At 34.8% G+C, this 19,167-nt stretch carries 23 protein-coding genes; 11 read left to right on the forward strand and 12 right to left on the reverse strand.

Annotated features, from left to right (window positions below; all coding sequences use genetic code 11):
- Positions 1–95 precede the first annotated feature (95 nt).
- The gene (tadA, locus tag H5T44_05005; GenBank protein ID MBC7081580.1) at positions 96–1,829 is read left to right on the forward strand and encodes a Flp pilus assembly complex ATPase component TadA; all 1,734 of its coding nucleotides are present in this window, start codon (positions 96–98) and stop codon (positions 1,827–1,829) included.
- The gene (locus H5T44_05010) at positions 1,826–2,221 is read left to right on the forward strand and encodes an NUDIX domain-containing protein (protein MBC7081581.1); all 396 of its coding nucleotides are present in this window, start codon (positions 1,826–1,828) and stop codon (positions 2,219–2,221) included. Before tadA ends, H5T44_05010 begins: the two co-directional genes overlap by 4 nt.
- Here the strand turns inward: H5T44_05010 and H5T44_05015 are convergent.
- Both H5T44_05015 and H5T44_05020 read right to left on the reverse strand, forming a co-directional pair.
- Entirely contained in the window at positions 2,199–3,179 is a 981-nt protein-coding gene (locus H5T44_05015) for a class I SAM-dependent methyltransferase family protein (protein MBC7081582.1), read from the reverse strand. The genes H5T44_05010 and H5T44_05015 overlap by 23 nt on opposite strands.
- Positions 3,167–4,165 carry an NAD(P)-binding protein gene (locus H5T44_05020; protein MBC7081583.1) on the reverse strand — a complete coding sequence of 333 codons (999 nt, stop codon included), beginning with the start codon at positions 4,163–4,165 and terminating at the stop codon, positions 3,167–3,169. The genes H5T44_05015 and H5T44_05020 overlap by 13 nt, the downstream gene beginning before the upstream one ends.
- A 31-nt stretch (positions 4,166–4,196) precedes the next feature.
- Here H5T44_05020 and H5T44_05025 point away from each other — a divergent pair, with 31 nt between their 5' ends.
- Genes H5T44_05025 through H5T44_05035 form a run of 3 tightly spaced genes read left to right on the forward strand, consistent with a single transcriptional unit; the run spans position 4,197 to position 5,327 of the window.
- Positions 4,197–4,445: a hypothetical protein gene (locus tag H5T44_05025; GenBank protein ID MBC7081584.1), complete on the forward strand. Its 249-nt coding sequence runs from the start codon at positions 4,197–4,199 to the stop codon at positions 4,443–4,445.
- Positions 4,417–4,761 (forward strand): peptidyl-tRNA hydrolase, encoded by a 345-nt coding sequence (locus H5T44_05030; GenBank protein ID MBC7081585.1) that lies wholly within the window; start codon positions 4,417–4,419, stop codon positions 4,759–4,761. Before H5T44_05025 ends, H5T44_05030 begins: the two co-directional genes overlap by 29 nt.
- Positions 4,758–5,327, forward strand: a complete 570-nt coding sequence (locus H5T44_05035; protein ID MBC7081586.1) for a DUF99 family protein — start codon at positions 4,758–4,760, stop codon at positions 5,325–5,327. The genes H5T44_05030 and H5T44_05035 overlap by 4 nt, the downstream gene beginning before the upstream one ends.
- Here the strand turns inward: H5T44_05035 and H5T44_05040 are convergent.
- On the reverse strand, positions 5,310–6,038 hold the full coding sequence (locus H5T44_05040; GenBank protein MBC7081587.1) for a geranylgeranylglyceryl/heptaprenylglyceryl phosphate synthase: 729 nt from the start codon (positions 6,036–6,038) through the stop codon (positions 5,310–5,312). The genes H5T44_05035 and H5T44_05040 overlap by 18 nt on opposite strands.
- Positions 6,039–6,436: 398 nt before the next feature.
- Here H5T44_05040 and H5T44_05045 point away from each other — a divergent pair, with 398 nt between their 5' ends.
- Together H5T44_05045 and H5T44_05050 are read left to right on the forward strand one after the other, a co-directional pair.
- Positions 6,437–7,417 carry a polyprenyl synthetase family protein gene (locus H5T44_05045; protein MBC7081588.1) on the forward strand — a complete coding sequence of 327 codons (981 nt, stop codon included), beginning with the start codon at positions 6,437–6,439 and terminating at the stop codon, positions 7,415–7,417.
- The gene (locus H5T44_05050; GenBank protein MBC7081589.1) at positions 7,408–8,070 is read left to right on the forward strand and encodes a hypothetical protein; all 663 of its coding nucleotides are present in this window, start codon (positions 7,408–7,410) and stop codon (positions 8,068–8,070) included. Before H5T44_05045 ends, H5T44_05050 begins: the two co-directional genes overlap by 10 nt.
- An 18-nt stretch (positions 8,071–8,088) precedes the next feature.
- Here H5T44_05050 and H5T44_05055 read toward each other — a convergent pair whose 3' ends face one another.
- From H5T44_05055 to H5T44_05070, 4 genes are all read right to left on the reverse strand, one after another.
- Positions 8,089–8,226 carry a hypothetical protein gene (locus H5T44_05055; protein MBC7081590.1) on the reverse strand — a complete coding sequence of 46 codons (138 nt, stop codon included), beginning with the start codon at positions 8,224–8,226 and terminating at the stop codon, positions 8,089–8,091.
- Positions 8,227–8,420: 194 nt separating this feature from the next.
- Positions 8,421–8,642, reverse strand: a complete 222-nt coding sequence (locus H5T44_05060; protein MBC7081591.1) for a thioredoxin family protein — start codon at positions 8,640–8,642, stop codon at positions 8,421–8,423.
- Positions 8,643–8,659: 17 nt separating this feature from the next.
- Positions 8,660–8,965, reverse strand: a complete 306-nt coding sequence (locus tag H5T44_05065) for a winged helix-turn-helix transcriptional regulator (protein ID MBC7081592.1) — start codon at positions 8,963–8,965, stop codon at positions 8,660–8,662.
- Positions 8,966–8,979: 14 nt separating this feature from the next.
- Positions 8,980–10,014, reverse strand: coding sequence for a permease (locus tag H5T44_05070; GenBank protein ID MBC7081593.1), 1,035 nt, complete (start codon positions 10,012–10,014; stop codon positions 8,980–8,982).
- A gap of 96 nt (positions 10,015–10,110) precedes the next feature.
- Here H5T44_05070 and H5T44_05075 point away from each other — a divergent pair, with 96 nt between their 5' ends.
- Positions 10,111–11,394, forward strand: coding sequence for a sodium-dependent transporter (locus H5T44_05075; protein ID MBC7081594.1), 1,284 nt, complete (start codon positions 10,111–10,113; stop codon positions 11,392–11,394).
- Between the two features lie 37 nt (positions 11,395–11,431).
- Positions 11,432–12,967 carry a lysine--tRNA ligase gene (locus H5T44_05080; protein ID MBC7081595.1) on the forward strand — a complete coding sequence of 512 codons (1,536 nt, stop codon included), beginning with the start codon at positions 11,432–11,434 and terminating at the stop codon, positions 12,965–12,967.
- Here the strand turns inward: H5T44_05080 and H5T44_05085 are convergent.
- Genes H5T44_05085 through ftcD form a run of 5 tightly spaced genes read right to left on the reverse strand, consistent with a single transcriptional unit; the run spans position 12,949 to position 15,804 of the window.
- Entirely contained in the window at positions 12,949–13,578 is a 630-nt protein-coding gene (locus H5T44_05085) for a Mov34/MPN/PAD-1 family protein (protein ID MBC7081596.1), read from the reverse strand. The genes H5T44_05080 and H5T44_05085 overlap by 19 nt on opposite strands.
- Entirely contained in the window at positions 13,565–14,071 is a 507-nt protein-coding gene (locus H5T44_05090) for a hypothetical protein (protein MBC7081597.1), read from the reverse strand. Before H5T44_05090 ends, H5T44_05085 begins: the two co-directional genes overlap by 14 nt.
- Positions 14,047–14,304, reverse strand: coding sequence for a hypothetical protein (locus H5T44_05095; protein MBC7081598.1), 258 nt, complete (start codon positions 14,302–14,304; stop codon positions 14,047–14,049). The genes H5T44_05090 and H5T44_05095 overlap by 25 nt, the downstream gene beginning before the upstream one ends.
- 13 nt (positions 14,305–14,317) lie before the next feature.
- Positions 14,318–14,905, reverse strand: coding sequence for a cyclodeaminase/cyclohydrolase family protein (locus H5T44_05100; protein MBC7081599.1), 588 nt, complete (start codon positions 14,903–14,905; stop codon positions 14,318–14,320).
- Positions 14,902–15,804 (reverse strand): glutamate formimidoyltransferase, encoded by a 903-nt coding sequence (gene ftcD / locus H5T44_05105; protein MBC7081600.1) that lies wholly within the window; start codon positions 15,802–15,804, stop codon positions 14,902–14,904. The genes H5T44_05100 and ftcD overlap by 4 nt, the downstream gene beginning before the upstream one ends.
- 131 nt (positions 15,805–15,935) lie before the next feature.
- On the opposite strand from ftcD, the gene H5T44_05110 reads away from it, so the two are divergent.
- Both H5T44_05110 and H5T44_05115 read left to right on the forward strand, forming a co-directional pair.
- Entirely contained in the window at positions 15,936–17,597 is a 1,662-nt protein-coding gene (locus tag H5T44_05110) for a hypothetical protein (protein MBC7081601.1), read from the forward strand.
- Positions 17,598–17,841: 244 nt separating this feature from the next.
- Positions 17,842–19,158: a bifunctional hydroxymethylpyrimidine kinase/phosphomethylpyrimidine kinase gene (locus H5T44_05115; protein MBC7081602.1), complete on the forward strand. Its 1,317-nt coding sequence runs from the start codon at positions 17,842–17,844 to the stop codon at positions 19,156–19,158.
- Positions 19,159–19,167: the final 9 nt, after the last annotated feature.

Genomic DNA, 19,167 nt, shown 5'->3' on the forward strand with positions numbered 1-19,167 from the left:
ATTTAATAAAAAAGAATGGAGAAAAGCTTATTTCCTTTTTTCCTCAAATTTAATCATTTCAAACAAGTTTATAAGCATATTTGCTTTTATTCTTGATGAAAATAGTTCCTGATACAAGCATAATAATAGATGGAAGGCTTAGTGAATGGATTAAAAGCGGAAAGATTCAAAAGGTAGATATAATAATTCCAAATGCGGTTTTAAAAGAGCTTGAGAGGCAGGCAAATGATGGCTTAGAAATAGGAATAAGCGGGCTTAATGAAATTGTTGAATTGCAGAAACTGAGCAAGGAAGGAAAAATATATCTTTATTTCCAGGGGAGTAAGGAAGGGAATGCGGATGAAATTATACGCGAGGTTGCAGAAACATTGCATGCAACTCTATTTACTTCAGATAAGATACAGGCAAAGGTTGCAGAAGCAAAAGGAATAAATGTTTATTATCTGCCATCATTGCATGAAGAAAAGGAGCTTAAAATTCTTAAATATTTTGATGAAGAAACAATGAGCATTCATCTCCGCCAGGATTGCAGACCAGTTGCAAAAAAGGGAAAGCCAGGAAATTTCAGAATAGTTGAAGTAGGTGAAATTTTAAGTGAGAAAGAGCTGGCAGAGATAGCACATGAAATAATTGAATATGCAAAAAGAAATTCAGATAGCTTTGTTGAAATAGAGAGAAAGAATGCAACAATAGTGCAGATAAAAAATATGAGAATTGCAATATTGAGGCAACCATTTGTTGATAAATTTGAAATAACCGCAACAAAGCCAATAGTAAAGTTGAGCATAGATGATTACAGCTTGGATGAGGAGCTTAAAGAAAGGCTAACAGATTATAATCGAGGAATTCTTATCTCTGGCCCTCCTGGCTCGGGAAAATCAACCTTTGCACAGGCAATTGCTGAGCATCTTTACAGCCTGGGAGCAATTGTAAAAACAATGGAAAATCCTCGCGATCTGTGGGTGAGAGATGAAATAGCCCAGTATGCACCTCTTGAAAAAAGCATGGAGCTCACTGCAGACATTTTACTTTTGCTCCGCCCCGATTTTGTTGTTTTTGATGAAGTAAGGAGGAGCGAGGATTTCAAAATTTACGCTGATATGCGCCTTGCTGGAATCGGGCTTATTGGAGTAACTCATTCAAACCGTGCAATAGATGCTATACAACGTCTCATCGGAAGAGTTGAACTCGGGATAATTCCTCAAGTTGTTGATACGGTTATTCATATTTCTTCGGGGAAAATAAAGGAGGTCCTTGAGCTTGATTTTACTGTAAAGATTCCTCATGGAATGGAAGAAGCTGATTTAGCCAGGCCAGTTATAGTTGTCAGGGATTTCTATACCAAGAAAGCAATTTATGAGATATATACATATGGAGAGCAGGTAACTGTAATGCCAGTAAAGGAGAGAAGAGAAGAAAATGTTGAAAATGTTGAAAGGGTTGTATCAAAATATATAGATAGCAAATTCAGGGTGGAGATAAATAGAAAAGTTGCAAATGTTTATGTTAATGAAAGCGAGATACCCCATATTATTGGAAAGGGAGGAAAAACAATATCTGAAATTGAAAGGGAAGCGGGAATAAAGATAAGGGTTCATCCTTTGATTGAAGAGGAAATAATTCCGGATATAATTAAAAGGAAGAAAGAAATTGTTATCAGGGTTGGAAAGGCATTTGCTGGAAAAGAATTAAAAATTTTCATTGATGGAAATGTAATATCTGCAAGGGTTGGAAATAATGGGGAAATAAAATTCAAAAGGAATAGTATTGAAGGAAGGAAAATAGTTGAGGCAATTGCATCAGGAAATAAAATATCTGTGAAATTATGAAGGTTGTAACAGGTATTCTGCTTAATAAAGGAAAAATATTACTCCTTAAAAGAGGAAATAGAGTTAGAACATATAAGGGAAGATGGGCGTGCATTTCTGGCTATCTTGAAGAAGATGATCCATTGAGAAGAGTAATAAAAGAGATTGAAGAAGAAACTGGAATAAAGGAAAATGATATAAGAATTTTGAGGAAGGGGGAGCCAATAAAATTTTATGATGAGGAGGAGAAAATTGAATGGGAGGTTTATCCCTTTATATTTGAAACAAATAGGGATGAGATAAAAATTGACTGGGAGCATGTTGAATATAGATGGGTTGGAATAGATGAAATTGATAAATATGATACGGTTCCAAAATTAAAAGAAACAATTAAGAAACTTTTAAATCAATAACTCCATGTATTATTCCTGGAGCATATGACTTTATCTTTTTTGATAAAATCATTTCAAGCTTTTTACCATTTTTTATCGCAACTTTCTTTAATTTATCAAAAATTTTATCTGGAAAATCCTCTTTCTTGCATTTCTGATGAAAATGAATCACTCCTTCATTATTTAAAATTTTTAAAGAATGCTCAAAAAAATCAAAAGAGTTGAGATAACCCATTATAATGCGATTTGCTATATTTTTAGGAGCAACTTCTCTACAATCCCCTAGCAATGGAGTAACCAAATCAAAGACTTCATTCAAAATTATATTCTCTTTTAGATAATTATATGCAACTTTATTTATTTCACATGCATAAACCCTTGCTCTTCCATAAACTGCAATTGGCAAGCTAAAGTAGCCAATACCAGCAAACATATCAACAACCACTTCATTTTTATTCGCCACTTTTGCCATCCTTATCCTTTCATCAATATTTCCAGAAGAAAACATTATCTTCTGAACATCAAGCTTATATTTTATTCCATTTTCAACATGAATTGTTTCTGTGCTATTTCCATAAACAAGCTTGAAGCATGGTATTCTTTTAACTCCTTTTATTCCTCCAATATCCTCAACAACAGATTTACATTTTAGCACTTCTGCATAAACTCTTGCAATTTCCTCATTCCCATTAATTCCATTTAAAATTAGAACATCTCCTATCTTTTCCCATTTTCTTGGAATATCTTCCTTCCCTATTATTTTTTTAATCTCTTCAAAAGGAGTGGGTTGCTTAAAAACTGGCTCTTCTTGCTCAATAATTTCATAATTAAAGTTACCCAAACCCGCAGAATCTTTTAAAGGCAATTCTACCTCTCCATCCCTTCTCTTTACTTTCCTCCTTTCATCAATTAGCCCTTTTTCATAAAGCATTCTTTTAACTTTTTCCGCCTCGCTTTTCTTAACAACTAGAGCAAGCATTTTAATGCAATCTTAAATGCTTTAAAAGGATGTTTTATTAAAAAATTCTTCGCAAATTTCCAGTGATAGTCAAAATCCGCATTCCTTACTTCTATTTCTTCAAGAGCATCATATCTATGCCATTTCAAAAAAATTTTTCTCAGCAATAAGCATCCTTTCAGCTCCTCTCCATATGCACGCATAAATTCCCTTTCATATGCAAAGAAATCATCAAAATTTTTAGCAATTATCTCGCTAGCCAGCAATCCCGCATATAATCCACCTCCGCTTGTTGCCTTTACCTGCCCTCCTGCATCCCCCACTATTGCACATTTTTCCTTTGCAAGCTTTTTTATTCCATATGGAATTAAAGCATATCTTTCATTTTTTACCTCATATCCCACCATTGATTTAAATTCCTCAAATTTTTTCCTCAGCCCTTTTTCATTTGTTCCCATCCCAATCCTCAGCTCATCTCCAGCAGGAATTACCCATCCAAAGAAGCCAGGAGCAAATTTTCCAAAATATACCCTAACATATTCTCCATTTTCTTCGCTATTTGCAATTCCCTGAACCGCATTTATATAATTTATCTTTCCTTTGAAATCCCTTGCAATATTGCTCCTTGCTCCATCCGCCCCTATCAAGCGCTCGCATTTCTTCTCAATTTTTCTGCAATTCAAAAAATATCTTGCTCCTTCGCTCATCGCCTTTTCCGCAAGGCAAATATCAAATTTTTTCCTGTCTATCACATATGCATATGTCTTATCTCCTCCAATAAAAATTTTCTTTCCATTTGGGAGAAAAATTTCCGCTCCCTTTATTTCATTTACCACCGCCTCCCTGCAATATTTTATTACCCTCTCGCTGACAAGTCCCCCGCAAACCTTATTTCCTATTTCCTTATTTTTTTCATAAACCGCAACCTTATATCCTTTTTTTGAAAGAAGCCAGGCAATCGTGTTTCCAGTTGCTCCCGCTCCTATAATTGCAATATCAAAACGCATTATATTTAAATCCTTTTCATATTTAATATTAATGCCAAAAAAACTTGATTATATTGCAAGATTTGTTATTGATTCAGAGGGAAATAGAATAGGAGAAAGCATCTCTGTCTATAAAGATTTGCTTATAATAAAAAAAGATAATGAATATTACGCAATCCCATTCCGCCACATAGAAAAGAAAGATGAAAATATTTTAGTAAAAGGAGTGATTCAGTGGGAAAATGCAAAAAAGCTTGCGGAGGAGTGGAAAAATGTTAAAAATGGTCATAGTAGTGAATAAAATAGAAATGTCCCCAGGAAAGATGGCAGCGCAGGTGGCGCATGCAGCGGTTGATTGTGCAATAAAGGCATGGAAAAAAGATAAAAAAATTGTCAAGAAATGGATTGAAGAAGGGCAAAAAAAAGTTGTTCTTGAAGCAAGTGAGGAAGAAATTCTGAATTTGCAGAAAAAGGCAAGCAAGGAAAAAATTTTCAACTCCCTTATAAGAGATGCTGGCTTAACAGAGCTTAAAGAAGGAACCCTTACCGCACTTGCAATAGGGCCAGGTGAAGAAGAGAAAATAGATAAGATAACGGGGCATCTCCCATTAAAATGAAAAAAGAAATAAGAATAATCGGAATAGATGATATGCCTTTCTCATTTAATGATAGTTTCACTGATATTGTTGGGGTGGTTATGAGGGGCGGGAAATATCTTGAAGGTGTTTTGAAAACAACAATAGAGGTTGATGGGAAAGATGCAACAGATAAAATAATAGATATGATTCAGGCAAGCGGGCACAGAGGGCAGATAAAAATAATAATGATAAATGGCGTTGCTTTGGGTGGGTTTAATATAGTTGATTGTGAAAAATTATTCAATGCTACAGATATTCCTGTTATTACAGTTGCGAGGAAAAAGCCAAATATTGATAAAATAGAAGAAGCTTTAAAAAAGCATTTTGATGATTGGAGGGAGAGAATCGATTTGATAAATAAGGGAAGGACAGAGGAAATTAAATTGAGGTATCCTATATATATAAAATATTTTGGAATTGGAAAAAAATCTGCAATAGATGCAATAAAATTATCTATTATAAGAGGGGCAATTCCAGAACCAATAAGAGTTGCTCATTTAATAGCGACTGGAATAAAAAAAGGAGAATCAAGGGGTAGATGCTGACTTTATCGCCTTTATTATATCCTTAATTCCTTCAATTTTTTCTTCAACAATTGAGCCAGTTACAATTACATTTGCTCCCGCTTCTATTTTTCTTCTTGCCTGCTCTGAATTTTTTATTCCCCCTCCCACTATTATAGGAATGCTCACAACTTTCCTTATTTCTCTTATCATTTCATCTGGAACAGGTTTCTCCGCACCTGAGCCAGCATCAAGATATATGCAATCCATACCCATGCATTCCGCATATGCTGCATACCTTATTGCCTTTTCATAGTCATTCTCACCTATTCTATCCAGCATTGTTTTTGTTTCAACTGTTGTTGGCTTAGCGCTTGTGCTTATAACCATATACCCCATAGGAATTGGCTTTATCCCAATTTTTTTAACTATCACCCCTCCTTTGAGTTGCTCTCCCCTTACATGCTCATATACCAATGAATTGAGAAATTCCATGAAGAAAATATAATCCGCATTTTCAACAATACTATTTGCTGAATTCGGAAATATTATAACCGGCAAATCACATCCTTTCTTTATTTCTTCAACACATCTCCTTATCTCCTCTCTTTTTGCGGTTGATCCACCAACCATTATTGCATCGCTACCATATTCTTCACAAATTTTTGCCATCTCACCCGCTTCCTCCGCACTCTGCTTATCAGGATCTATAAGGGAGAAATGCATTTTTGCTTTCCTCATTTTTTCAATCATAAAAAGAGAATTTCTCTAAAGCTTTAAACTTTTTCTTTTGAAAATTTAGCAGATTATATATACAATGAAAAAATAATTAAGGAGGCGAGAGGAGCAAGGCGGAGGCAAGGGGGAGAGTAAAAAAGAGTTTCACCTTGCTCCTCTCTTTGCCTATATTTTATAAATTTTTTCTTATTAATAATAAGAAAAGTTCTATATAAATTTTTTGGTACAGGCATTGTTATTTTCAATTTACAAATGCGCTTTCATGCTTCCATACAAGAATATTAATCATTCTGGAATATTCTTTCTACCCGCTTCTATTACTTAATGGCAATCTTTCAATCTTTTTCAGCAATGCTTTCCTTGCAGGCATTCATTGGTTAAATACTTATATTATTTTTCTATTTATGGATTGTATGCCGGAAGAAATCATTGACTTTGAGCGATTTTTCAAGGATACGCAAGCGGAAATAAGAAAGGAAATTGAGAGAAGGTTTAATGATGAAGATATAAGATATTCATTGCTCGGTGGAAAACTACTTCGTCCTGTAATGCTTATCTTATCATTTAAAGCATGCAATGGAAAAAAAGAAAAATATAAGAAAGCAATTGAAAGTGCTATAGGAGTTGAGCTTGCCCATTCCGCTTCCTTAATTCATGATGATATTATGGATGGTGATATGGAAAGGAGAGGAAAGCCCGCCCTTCATACAATTAAAGGAATAGGACCCGCAATACTTATAGGGCATAAAATGATAAATGAAGCATTCAGAATCTCTCTTGAGCATGGAGAAAACAATGCAAAAATATTTCTGGATACCTGGAATGAAACGCTAAACGGGCAACTAAAGGATATAGATTTTACTTCTCATATAGAAAATTTACTCATGAGCGGAAGGCCGGAAAATTTACTCGAAGAATATTTCAAAATAATAGAGATGAAGACCGCCTCCCTGTTTGCTGCCGCCTGCAGGGCGGGGGCAATAGAGGCAAACTCGGAGGAGGAAGTGATTATGCTCATGAAGGAGTATGGGAAAGAGGTTGGTATTGCTTATCAGCTTGCGGATGACTTGGTTGATATTGTTGAAGGGAAGAAGATAGAGGAAGGAATAATAATGCCGATAGTAAGAATGTATGGAAAGAATGTTGATAAAAGAATTCTGGAAAACATAAAGGTAGAGGGAAAAAAGCTTATAGAAGAAATGCTCAGCAAGAGGGGAAAGAGTATAAAGGGGATATATGAGGAAGAGATAAACAAGCACATCAAGAAAGCGGTTGAGCTCGCATCCTCTCCTATGCTTGAAGAAACAATTTATAAGAAATTACTCAAGGGGGCGCCATTTTATATTGTAAATGAAATGATAAAAGAAATCGGGATGAGGATAGAATGGGAATAGAGAAAAAGGGAATGCTTTCTCCATTTACAATATTTACATGCATAATTACGGGTGGATTTTTCCCCTTACTCGGCTCTTTCTTTTATTCCCTTTTTAATGAAAAAATATACTGGGAGGGAGTTATATTAACAAGTGTTGGTGGCTTCATTGCCCACTATTTTCTTGCACATACAATTCATGATTTAATTCATCTAAAAATTGAAAAAAGAGTGACAACAAGTGAAAGAACTCTTAAAATTCTCTTTGTAATATCCGCAATAATTCTTCTTTCAATAGCAATATATCTTGCATATTATTCAGGATGGCCTGTAATTGTTTTTTCAATAATTGGAGCAATAACATGCTTATATGCGGAAGGGCTTATACATCATGAATCGCAGATGGCATTTGGTGCAATGTTTCTTGTAATCGGCTCTTTCTATGTCCAGTATGGTTATTTTAATAAGCATTTCAGCGTCTCAATCCCGCAAAAAGCATGGATTGAAGTAGTTTTACTTTCTCTCTTTGCATTTTTCAGCCAATATGGATGGCTACTTTTCTATAGAATAGACGATTACGGTTGGAGTGTTAGGAAGAAAAATGAAAGCATATTAATAACAAAAATTGGATTAATATTTCTAGTTCTTTTATTCTTTATTCATTCCATTCTTTAGATATATTCTGCTTTATAGCTATATCTTATTCGCTTTCATTACTTTATTCCAGCAATCCTTGCATAAAGGCAATCTTTTAACAGAGCAACAAGCCCTGTAATTCAGATAATTTGCATCCTTTTCTTCTATTTCCTTCCCGCATCCGTCACATTTCATTTTATCCGTCTTTATGAAAGATTTTGTTAATTTAAATTTTGTCAAAAATGTACCATCTTATAAACCCTGTTAAACACTTTTTATTCAGAGAAATATGAAGAGATGAATATTGCTCGCTTACCAATTTCTAACTCTGGGTAAAGCATTTTATTCTATCAGAAGGAGCAATCCTAGAAAAGATTAATCTGTTTTTTCTATAATTTATTTTTCAAATCTTTTTCAATCATTTCCTTTATTTCATCCTTGCCAGCTACTCTTCCCATTATTTTTATTTCTCCATCTATTGCTATTGCAGGCGTTGCCATTACTCCGCGGGCTGTTATTTCCCCTATATCTTCTATTTTCACAATTTCTATGTCTTCTCTTTTAATTTCCTCCACCGCTTCTTTAACTCTTTTTTCAAGCAATTTTAGCATTTCTCTACCTTCTTCAGTTAATGAATATATTGTAAAATTTCCAATTTTTTTGCCTTTACAATTCCTTCCTCCTTTAATTTTGAAATATGATATGAGCATTTTGAATAAGGGGAATTAGTTAATTTTGCAAGCATGCAAACACACATCCTCTGTTTATCGAGAACATAAATTATTTTTAATCTTTTTTCATTTGCTATTGTTTTTATAAAACTAACAAACCTCTTGCTAATTTTTTTCTCAACCATTGAAGCAATTTTCTCAAATCCTCCTTTTTTATTCACTTCTTTCTTAATTTTTTCAGGAATTTCAATCATATTCATCATTTTATTCAACCTATTCAACTTATCACCCCAAATATATATCCAATTAAAGTAGATAAAGCAACAACAAGAGAAATATAAACGAATGTTTTCTTCACCCCGATAATCCTTGAAAGAACAACCATACTTGGCAAGCTTACAGATGGACCAGAAAGAAGTAAAGAGAGTGCGGGACCAGAACCAATCATTCCTGAGCTATAGCCAAATAAATCATTTAAAATAGGCACTTCAAGGAGTGTTGGCATATAAAGTAATGCTCCTATTATTGATGCAATAAAACAGCTATAAATGCTATTGCTTCCCACATAATTTTTAACAAGCGTGCCAACCGCTATATCTGGCTTTTCTCCAGTATATTGAGAAGCTATTCCTCCTATGATTCCGACTAAAAATACTCCCACAATTAAAACAGGAAAAATCTTTTTTACAAGCCACCATGTCTCATATCCCCAGTTTTTAACCTCCTCCTTCTCATAATAAAAAATCAAAGCGTAGGAAATTAAAATTGTAAGCAAATATATTACAGGAAATTTTATATACCAACTGGCGGGGAATGTTGCCATGATCAAGATTAAAATAAGAGCCACGAAGACAAAAATTTTATCCCATCTTTTCCTTCCCTTATACTCATGACTACTACTTATCTCTCTTTCATCTGAAAAATCATGCGGAATCGAAAAAATTGCTCGGGCAATTCCTATATCAAAGCCAAGAACTCTGGCAGTAAAAACTATCGCAAGCACATTTATCGCGGGGCCCGAATAAAGAAACGCCACCGCGGGCCCGATTCCCCCGCCTCGCCTGTATATGCCAGAGAAGATTGGCAAAATTGTGCAACTGCAAACCGCTAATATAGCGCCTGAAACAGATGCAATAGGGTATGAAATATACTTTTTTGTTTTTGAACCAAAATATCTTAAAATGCTTTCCTTTGATATGAATGCGGATATTGCACCCGCAATGAAAAAAGCGGGAATTAGGCAAGTCAATACATGCTCAGAAAGATAACCTGCTAACGCATCTAACCCAGCCATTAATATTTCATAAATCATATTATTATATTATTTCAAATTTTTTTGAAATATCAAATTAAAGAATTATATAAATTTTGTTATGCCAAATTTTTTAAATTAAGAAACAATAAAGGCATGGAAAGATGGTCATCTAAGCTCGGTTTTGTTCTAGCAGCAATTGGCTCTGCAGTTGGTATTGGGAATATATGGCGTTTTCCATCTGTTGTTGGGCAGAATGGAGGAGGTGGTTTTCTTTTTCCTTATCTTATTGCTGTTTTTATGTTTGCCCTTCCTCTTATGATACTCGAACTGGCTATAGGAAGAGGACTAAGAAGGAATGTTGTTTCATCCTTTGAAATATTAGGGAGAAAATATATGGCTGTTGGGTGGGCAATATGGCTTATGGTTTTGATGATTCTAAGTTATTATTTGGTTATAACAGGATGGACACTTGGATATTTTATTTTTTCATTGTCTGGTATAAATATTTCATTTGATAGTTTTATTTCATCATATCAACCTATTGTGTATTTCTTCTTATCCGCAGTCATAGTTGGCGTAATTATCTCTATAGGAGTAAGAAAAGGAATTGAAAAAATTGTAAAATTTATGATGCCATTTTCTATAATAATATTACTTCTACTGGCCTTTTACTCTCTAACCCTCTCAGGTTTTATGGAAGGAATCAGATTTCTTTTTAGACCAGATTTTAGTGTTTTAAAAAATCCTCTCGTATGGGCCTCCGCTTTTGGACAGGCATTTTTTTCACTTTCGGTGGGTTTCGGAATTCTTATTACTTACGGAAGCTATATGGACAAAAACACTAATATACCTTCTTCTTCCATCATAATAACTCTTGCAGACCTTTCCATTGCAATTTTAGCAGGATTTGTTATATTTCCAATTGTGTTCACATATGGATTGCATCCAGGTGTGGGAGCGGAACTCGCCTTTTCTACTCTTCCGAAAGGTTTTGAAATGATGCCTTTTGGTCAACTGATGTCTGCATTATTTTTCCTCACTCTATTCTTTGTGGCTATTACTTCAGCAATTGCAATGATGGAAATGAATTCTTCTGTAATAATTGAACGCAAAAAAATATCAAGAAAGAAAGCAAGTTTTATCTTAACAATTTTTGTAATTATTCTTGGTTTACCATCCGCTATGAGTTATAGCAATCTCAATATAAATTTCCATGGTGATAGAATCCTGGATATTATGGATAAAACAATAGGTACGTTAGCACTCCCATTATCTGGTTTGATGATTGCCCTTATTTTTGGCTGGTTTTTTAAAAAAGAAATTTTAAAGGAAGAGTTAAATTCTAATTACTGGTTTTTATTTGTTAGTTTGGTTACTAAATTTATCCCTATTATTCTTTTTGTAAATATTATTTTTACAATTTTACAGATTTTTTAGCATCCCAAAAAATATATATTTTTTATCTTATCCTTTTGTGCATTGGGCGGATATAGTGGCGGAAAAACTCTATGAGCAGAAAAGAGAGCATGTTTTAGCTACCGCTATAACTCCTTCTGGGCCGATTCATGTTGGAAATTTAAGAGAAGTGCTTACAACAGAGGCGGTTTATAGAGCACTAAAGGAGAGGGGAGGAAATGCAAAGCTTATATACATAGGAGATACCTTCGACCCTTTAAGAAAAGTTTATCCTTTCTTGCCCGAGGATTATGAAAAATATGTAGGGATGCCTTTATCAGAAATTCCATGTCCCTGCAACGGGCATGCCAGCTATGCCCATCATTTCCTTGAGCCATTTCTTGAGAGTATAGAAAAATTGGGAATTAAGCCAGTAATATATTATGCACATGAGCTCTATGGAAAAGGTGTTTATAATGATGCAATAAAAACATCTCTTGAAAATTCGGAAAAAATAAGAGGTATTTTATCAAGCATATCTGGCAGAGATTTGCCCCCCTCTTGGGCGCCGGTGAATATAAAATGCGAGAGATGTAAAAAACTTGCGGGAGAATTAACTTCTTATGATCATCCTGATTTAAGCTACAAATGCAAATCCTGTGGCTATGAAGGTGTTCATGATGTAAGGAAAGGAGGAATTGCAAAGCTTCCATGGCGAATTGACTGGCCTGCGAGATGGAAAATTTTTGGAGTAACTTTTGAGGCATTTGGAAAGGATCATGCTGCTGCTGGTAGCTCCTGGGATACAGGTAAGGTAATTTCAAAGGAAGTTTTTGGATACGAGCCGCCGATGCCCCTTGTTTATGAATTCATAAATTTAAAGGGAAAGGGGGCGATGCATGGCTCAACAGGCATAGCAATATCTGCGGAAGAAGCGCTAAAAATCATTCCACCTGAAGCCTTTCGTTTCCTCTTTATGAAATACGAGCCACATCGTCATATAGATTTCGATGCTACATATGGAATTATCAATCTTATGGATGAATATGATAAATATGAAAAAGCATATTTTGAGGGAGAAGGCGAGTTTAAGGAATTCAAAAGAGTTTATGAGCTTTCCCAGCCATATGAAATTGCAAAAAGAAAGCCAATTACAATACCCTATTTACATCTTGCAATTGTTGCACAGATAGGAAAAAATTTTGAGGAAGTTGTTGAAATACTGAAAAGAAAACATGATTTGCGGGAATTTGATCTGGAAAGATTGAAGGAGAGATATGAAAAAATAAGTTATTGGCTCAAAAAATATGCTCCAGATGAGATAAAATTTGAGCTTGTAGAAAATTATCCAAGTTTAGAGCTGAGTGATGAGGATAAAAAATTTTTAGATGCATTGATTAAAAATTTTGAAACCTTAGAATGGGAAGCAGAAAAAATACATTCCATGATTCATGAAACCGCAAAAAATAACAATTTTTCAGCAAGAAGAGCATTTGAGCTGATATATTTAATAACACTCGCAAAAACAAGAGGGCCGAGGGCTGGCTATTTCCTCCAGTCTCTTGGAAAAGAATTTATATTAAACAGGATGAAAAACTATTTAAATATTGCATAGGGTATTTCAAAGCATTCTTCATTTATAATGCGAAAGGCCCTCGCCTCCTTATTAATCGGGTCAATGACAATTGATGCATGAAATCTTTTATTAAAATAATTTTTTTGAGTATCTAAATCAGTGCCTGACATAAATGAGGAATAGCCTGGGTGGGAGTGATACCATCCAACTATTATATAATCTCCTTTTATCTCGTCTAATTTATCAAAAATTTCTCCAAATGCATCTCTTTTGAATTTTACATTAAATGAGGAAGAATCGAGAGGGGCGGTTATTATATCAAATGCAATAGTATATTCCTCCTCCCAGTAAAATAAATCACCTATTATGAATCCCATCGCCTCTTTTTCTTCTTTTGCCATTTCATATGAATGAAAAACCATTTTCTTGAATGCCTCATTTTTTATGTAAAAGTTTAATTCATCCAGAAAAGGATAATCAAATTGCTTCTCATTCCTGCTAAATCCTATTTCTTCTAAATTTCTCTCCCTATATATTTCCCCAATTAGCCTTTTTATATCATCTTTCGGATAATGAAATAATATCTGTGATGGAGGCGGAGCTATCTTCCTCTCTTTCTTTTCTTCTCTTTCTATTTTAACCATCTTCATCTATTATTCTAGGCCTGCTTCTTATTTGCTGTGGAACAAATGGATTTTTGTTGAAATATTCTGCAGCTCTTGTGCATGTATCGCTTTCAAAAGGATTTTTAGGATTTGGATAAGAGAGCAATGTTTCTATACCTTTTATAAATGCAAGAAGGTTTGATTTTATCGACCAGTTATCAAGCAATTTTGTGCATACATATCCTCCTTCTTCCGGTGGCATTATATTTGGATGAAATATTTCGCTTTTCCACCTTACAATTGGAGTTTGGTATGGATAATCAGGAGTTATTATTATCTTCAATTTATGGTTGTATTTTGTTAAAATTTTTCCATCGCTGAGAACAGGGCCAGGTGTATTTACAAGTGTAACATTTATTTCAATTGGCAATTTATTTAAATTTTCATCTGATAGAACAAAGTGGTGGGCGGTCTTTTTTCTGCATTCCGCAATCTCATTTTTAATTCTCTTTATCAATATCTCCTTTGGTAGGGGCATTTTCCTCCAACAGGATCAGGTATAAGCTCAATCATATCCCCATCTTGCAGGAGCGCTTCTTCAACAGTTAATTCTGCTTGAAGAATTTTCTTTCCTATTCTCAAAACATATGCCCCGGGATTTTTCTTCCAATAATTTGCTGCCTCCTCTATAATTTCCTCTATAGTATTTTCCTTATTTACATCCATTTTAAGTTTATTTCCGGTTTCAACATCTTTAACAACTATTTTCATCTCTTTTAATTTTTTAAAAATTTATAAATTTTTCCACAATCTCCATTGTAGCTTCTCTCAATTTCTCCGCTTCCCTTCCCATTTCATCAATTTTTCTCCTCATTTCACTTTTGTAAATTTGATCTTCAATGCAAGAAAGATTTATTTTTACATTCAAGATTGCTGAATTAAAAGAGGCATTTGCAAAAAGCATCGCAACTCCCGCATCACTTATCGAATTTTTATTCCCTTTCTCCGCAATTTCCCTTATTTCCCTCATTAAAATGAAGCATTTCTCAGCGGTTTTTGCTGGAACCTCACAAGCTTTCTTATATGCTTCCTCAATTCCCTTTTTTTCCCTTATTGCCTTAATGACTTCATTGAAAGCATTTGCATCTTCCTCAACAAGCAAGAGAAATTCCTTCCTCATGTTTTTCAATTCATAAAGCCTCGCTTTCATTTCTTCCTCAACGCTTTCATACTTCTTTTTCCCTATGGTAAGATTGCAGACCATCTCCGCCAGCCCGCATGCAATTGCCCCACCAAGCGCGGACGCACTGCCTCCTCCTGGAGCGGGAGAAGCACTTGCCAGTTCCTCAAGAAATTCTTCCATGCCCTTCATTTGCTCACCTCCAATAACCTTTTCTCTATTACCTGCTCCGGTTTGAAATTATCGAGTTGCAGATAAAAAGAAGCGACATCAATCAATGCATCAAGTGGAACCATCCCAACAATTTCGCTTGAAAGGACATTTACTCCATATCTCTCCGCCTCTCTTTTTATTGTCTCAAAAACTCTGAAAAGAGGTGTTTGCTTGTAATTTGTCATGTTCATTGATACCTGCACAATATTTTTCTCTTTTATTTCAAATCCCATCGCTTTTACATATCTATACCCTCCACTGCTATGCCTTACTGCTTTCGCAATTTTTTTTGCGATTTCAACATCATTTGTTGCAAGATTTACATTAAAAGCTATGAGAATTTCTCTCGCCCCCACAGCGGTAGCCCCAGCAGTTGGATGTATTGAATTCGGTCCATAATCAGGCACCTTTTCCGGATTTTTTCCTATTTCTTCTTTTAGTCCTTCAAATTCTCCTTTTCTTACATCCGCAAGATTTCTTCTGCTCTCTTTTTTTGCAGCTTCTTCATATAAAAAGCATGGAACTTTTGTTATTCTTGAAAACTCCTCCGCAAATTCATTTGCAATTTTTATGCATTCTTCCATTTTTGTATTCATTATTGGAACAAATGGAACAACATCCATTGCCCCCATTCTTGGATGCTCTCCCTTATGTTTGTTCATATCTATTAGCTCAACCGCTTTTATTGCCATATCAAGAACCGCTTTTTTAACTTCCTCTGGCTCACCAAGAATTGTTACATCTGTCCTATTATGGCTTTCATCAGAATGAATGTTTAATATTTTCACATTGTATTTTCTTACTTCATTGATTATAGCATCTATTACTTCCTTATTTCTTCCCTCACTAAAATTTGGGACACATTCAATCAATTTCATAAAAGGATATATAAGAAAGGGTTTTAAGGATTGCTATCAGATACTTTTTATATAAAATTGAAAATCAACAAACTTGTTTTAATCAAAAAGTTTATTTATATCTTATTAATTTACTTTAGGAGGCTGATAAAATGGAAGGAAAAAAGATGTTGGCAATAATTTTGGCGACAATAGTGATTACTGGAGCGATGGGAGCAATTGCTGCAGACAAAACAAAAAACAGCGAGATAAAAAAAATAGAAAAAGTGAAATTAGAAAAAGCGGGAATAAAACCGCACATGGAAGTATGCAAAGAAGTAAAAACAGTGGAAAAGAAAATTATACCCATGCCTCTCGGAGATGTGCAAATAACCGCATTTGAAACAGATGAGATGCACCCCGCAATTGCAAGCGATGGCGCAGGAAACATATTGCTTGCATTTGAAGGCGATTTAAGAGGAGAAGGGACACCAAATGTATGGTTTACTTATGGAACAGGCGGAGGAACTTACTGGTGGGAAAATGCGGTTGCATGGAATATAGAAAGTCCTCCAGAGAGACCTTCTCTTGATTACTGGGGAGGAAAAATATTCTTTGGGACAATGGTTCCGAGCCCATATGACCACGAAGGAGGTGCTCTTTATTTATTCTCTTGTGAAGATCCAACAGACTTTGAGACCTATATGTTGGTATATTGGGCTGTAGAAAACCTTGGAGCGGGTTACTATGGATTTGTGGATGTTGATATAGCATGCGACAATGCTTTCGAGAGCTGGGCATATGGAGGAATTTCAATACTCGGAGATCATGGAAGAGGAGGAGAAAAATTGACAGGAACACCAATGTTTTCCTATCAATTCACAGAAGACGGATATGCATGGTTCTATTATTTCAGCAGTGCAGATGATCCATTCAGAATAGAAAAAGGACAATCAACCGCATTTGATATTGACCCAGTAACTCATCTTGCATATCCAATATGGAATTATTTAAATGCAGAAACAGGTGTGCTTGACATGTATTTCTGTATATTTGACTTCGGAAAATGGGATGAGTACCAAGGATATCCAATTCATCCAGATGTCAGAGACGGATTCATAAATACAACTGGAATAAATGACATGAACATAGATATTTCCGCATATAACAATAACATAATAATTGTCTCACAGACAGATGAATATGGAAGCCAGGATATAACATGCTACTATTCAAAAGATGGACTTCGAACAATTAAGAAGGCGATGATAGCGAATACAGGAGCAGATGAAATGTATCCGAGAATAATGCATGTTGGAGAAAATACTGCAATATGCATATTCGTAAAGAATGGAAATCTATACTTCTCTCAAACTGAAGACGGAGGGGCAACTTGGTCAGAGCCAGTGAAAGTTAATGATGTTGATGGAACTGTTGCGGAAGAATATGATACCGCTGATGTTTGCAAAGCGGGAGTAATATGGATGGATAACAGAAATGGAAACTATGACTTATTCTTTGATACCGCTGGGGCATTCCCAATTATTGGAATCCAGGATATTTCTGGTGGGTTTGGTGCAAAAGCAACAATAGCAAATATTGGAAACGCACCCGCAAAGAATGTTGCATGGAGCATTGACTTAGAAGGAGGACTTGTTTTGTTAGGAAAGCATAAGGAAGGAATAATTTCAGAAATTCCAGCGGGAGCAACCACAACAATAAGCACAGGCTTAGTTCTTGGAATTGGAAAGACAACGATAAAGGTAAAGGCAGGAGATGCTCTGGCGACAGCGAGTGGCTTTGTACTCGGCCCATTTGTGCTGGGCGTGAGCTAATCTTTTCCCTTTTCTTTTTTGTATTTTGAAATTTAGAATAATTTAACGGAACTTTTTATAAGATGCGATTGCAGTTCCAGCAAGGATTGCATTAATTCAAATCAGGAACACCTTTTCTATCCTTTGCCCTTGCTATAGCATTTCTATTTTTAAAATCAATTTTTTCTGAAGCACCTTAAGCCAACAAATTGAAACCGCTGTAATCGCTTTTGAAAATATTCATATATCTTTTTTGTTTAATATTATGCCAGTTGCATTGACAATTGCGGGGAGTGATAGTAGCGGTGGAGCAGGATTGCAAGCGGATTTGAAAACCTTTTCAGTTTTTTATGTACATGGAGTTTGTGCGGTAACCGGAATTACAGTTCAAAATACCTCTAAGATAGAGAAAGTTTATGATTTATCTCCCTCGCTGATAAAAAAACAAATAGTTGCCCTTGCAGAAGATTTAGAAATAAATTCAGCAAAAACTGGAATGCTCAGGAACAGTAAGATAATAAAAGAAGTTGCAAGAACTCTTTCAGGATATGATTTTCCTGTTGTTGTTGACCCAGTTATTCTTTCAAAAAGTGGATATGAATTGCTAAAAGAAGATGCGATAGAAGATTTTATAAATTTTATTTTCCCTATTTCCTATCTCATAACACCAAACAGGTATGAAGCGGAAAAACTGAGCAATATAAAAATAAAAGGGAAAAAGGATGTAGAAAAAGCTTTAAAGATTTTGAAGAAAGAAGGAGCAAACTCAATTTTGATAAAAGGAGGGCATTTTCCAAATAAGACAGATTATCTCTATCATGAAGGAAAAATTTTTGAATATAAAGGAAAGAATATAAAAGGATGCACACATGGAACAGGTTGCAGTTTTTCAGCAGCAATCACCGCAAATCTCGCAAAAGGAATCGAGTTAAGGGAAAGCATAAGAATAGCAAAGAATTTCATAGAATCCGCAATAATGTATGGAGAAAAAATTGGAAAAAGATGTCCGGTAAATCAAATTTCATGGTTAGGAAAGGATGCGGAAAGATGGAGGGTTTATGAAGAGCTGAATTTTTATTTGAATGAGCTTTTAAAAGAAAATATTTATGATTTAATTCCTGAAGTTGGAACAAATTTTGCATATGCACTGCCAAAAAATTTTTTGAAGGATAAAAACGATATTTTAGCTATTGAAGGAAGAATAATAAAAGCGGGAAAAAGTTTAAGAGTAGGAGAAATAAAATTTGGCACATCAAGGCATTTAGCAAGTGCAATAATGAAAGCAATGGAGTATGATGAAAGCAAAAGATGCGCAATAAACTTCAAATATGATGAAAATTTAATAAGAAAAGCTGAAAAATTTTATAGAGTAGCTGGGTATGACAGAAGGAAAGAACCAGAAAATATAAAAAAGGAGGAGGGAAAAAGCATTTCCTGGGGAACAGAGGTTGCAATTAAAAAAGCGGGAGAGGTGCCAGATATAATTTTCCATAAAGGTGATGTTGGAAAGGAAGCAATGATAACAATTCTAGGAAAAAATCCAAAAGAAATAATTGAAAAAATAAGAAAAATAATTTATTAATTTATATTT

The organism is Thermoplasmatales archaeon (assembly GCA_014361195.1).
GTDB lineage: Archaea > Thermoplasmatota > E2 > UBA202 > JdFR-43 > JACIWB01.

Bases quoted from the DNA above. Each gene is read 5' to 3' on its own strand.
- H5T44_05010 (MBC7081581.1), top strand. From the start codon at position 1,826: ATGAAGGTTGTAACAGGTATTCTGCTTAATAAAGGAAAAATATTACTC.
- H5T44_05075 (MBC7081594.1), top strand. From the start codon at position 10,111: ATGGAAAGATGGTCATCTAAGCTCGGTTTTGTTCTAGCAGCAATTGGC.
- H5T44_05070 (MBC7081593.1), bottom strand. From the start codon at position 10,014: ATGATTTATGAAATATTAATGGCTGGGTTAGATGCGTTAGCAGGTTAT.
- H5T44_05050 (MBC7081589.1), top strand. From the start codon at position 7,408: ATGGGAATAGAGAAAAAGGGAATGCTTTCTCCATTTACAATATTTACA.
- tadA (MBC7081580.1), top strand. From the start codon at position 96: ATGAAAATAGTTCCTGATACAAGCATAATAATAGATGGAAGGCTTAGT.
- H5T44_05100 (MBC7081599.1), bottom strand. From the start codon at position 14,905: ATGAAGGGCATGGAAGAATTTCTTGAGGAACTGGCAAGTGCTTCTCCC.
- H5T44_05030 (MBC7081585.1), top strand. From the start codon at position 4,417: ATGTTAAAAATGGTCATAGTAGTGAATAAAATAGAAATGTCCCCAGGA.
- H5T44_05095 (MBC7081598.1), bottom strand. From the start codon at position 14,304: ATGAAAATAGTTGTTAAAGATGTTGAAACCGGAAATAAACTTAAAATG.
- H5T44_05045 (MBC7081588.1), top strand. From the start codon at position 6,437: ATGCCGGAAGAAATCATTGACTTTGAGCGATTTTTCAAGGATACGCAA.
- H5T44_05110 (MBC7081601.1), top strand. From the start codon at position 15,936: ATGGAAGGAAAAAAGATGTTGGCAATAATTTTGGCGACAATAGTGATT.
- H5T44_05040 (MBC7081587.1), bottom strand. From the start codon at position 6,038: ATGATTGAAAAAATGAGGAAAGCAAAAATGCATTTCTCCCTTATAGAT.
- H5T44_05090 (MBC7081597.1), bottom strand. From the start codon at position 14,071: ATGCCCCTACCAAAGGAGATATTGATAAAGAGAATTAAAAATGAGATT.
- H5T44_05115 (MBC7081602.1), top strand. From the start codon at position 17,842: ATGCCAGTTGCATTGACAATTGCGGGGAGTGATAGTAGCGGTGGAGCA.
- H5T44_05015 (MBC7081582.1), bottom strand. From the start codon at position 3,179: ATGCTTGCTCTAGTTGTTAAGAAAAGCGAGGCGGAAAAAGTTAAAAGA.
- H5T44_05035 (MBC7081586.1), top strand. From the start codon at position 4,758: ATGAAAAAAGAAATAAGAATAATCGGAATAGATGATATGCCTTTCTCA.
- H5T44_05020 (MBC7081583.1), bottom strand. From the start codon at position 4,165: ATGCGTTTTGATATTGCAATTATAGGAGCGGGAGCAACTGGAAACACG.
- H5T44_05065 (MBC7081592.1), bottom strand. From the start codon at position 8,965: ATGATGAATATGATTGAAATTCCTGAAAAAATTAAGAAAGAAGTGAAT.
- H5T44_05025 (MBC7081584.1), top strand. From the start codon at position 4,197: ATGCCAAAAAAACTTGATTATATTGCAAGATTTGTTATTGATTCAGAG.
- H5T44_05085 (MBC7081596.1), bottom strand. From the start codon at position 13,578: ATGAAGATGGTTAAAATAGAAAGAGAAGAAAAGAAAGAGAGGAAGATA.
- H5T44_05060 (MBC7081591.1), bottom strand. From the start codon at position 8,642: ATGCTAAAATTGCTTGAAAAAAGAGTTAAAGAAGCGGTGGAGGAAATT.
- ftcD (MBC7081600.1), bottom strand. From the start codon at position 15,804: ATGAAATTGATTGAATGTGTCCCAAATTTTAGTGAGGGAAGAAATAAG.
- H5T44_05055 (MBC7081590.1), bottom strand. From the start codon at position 8,226: ATGAAATGTGACGGATGCGGGAAGGAAATAGAAGAAAAGGATGCAAAT.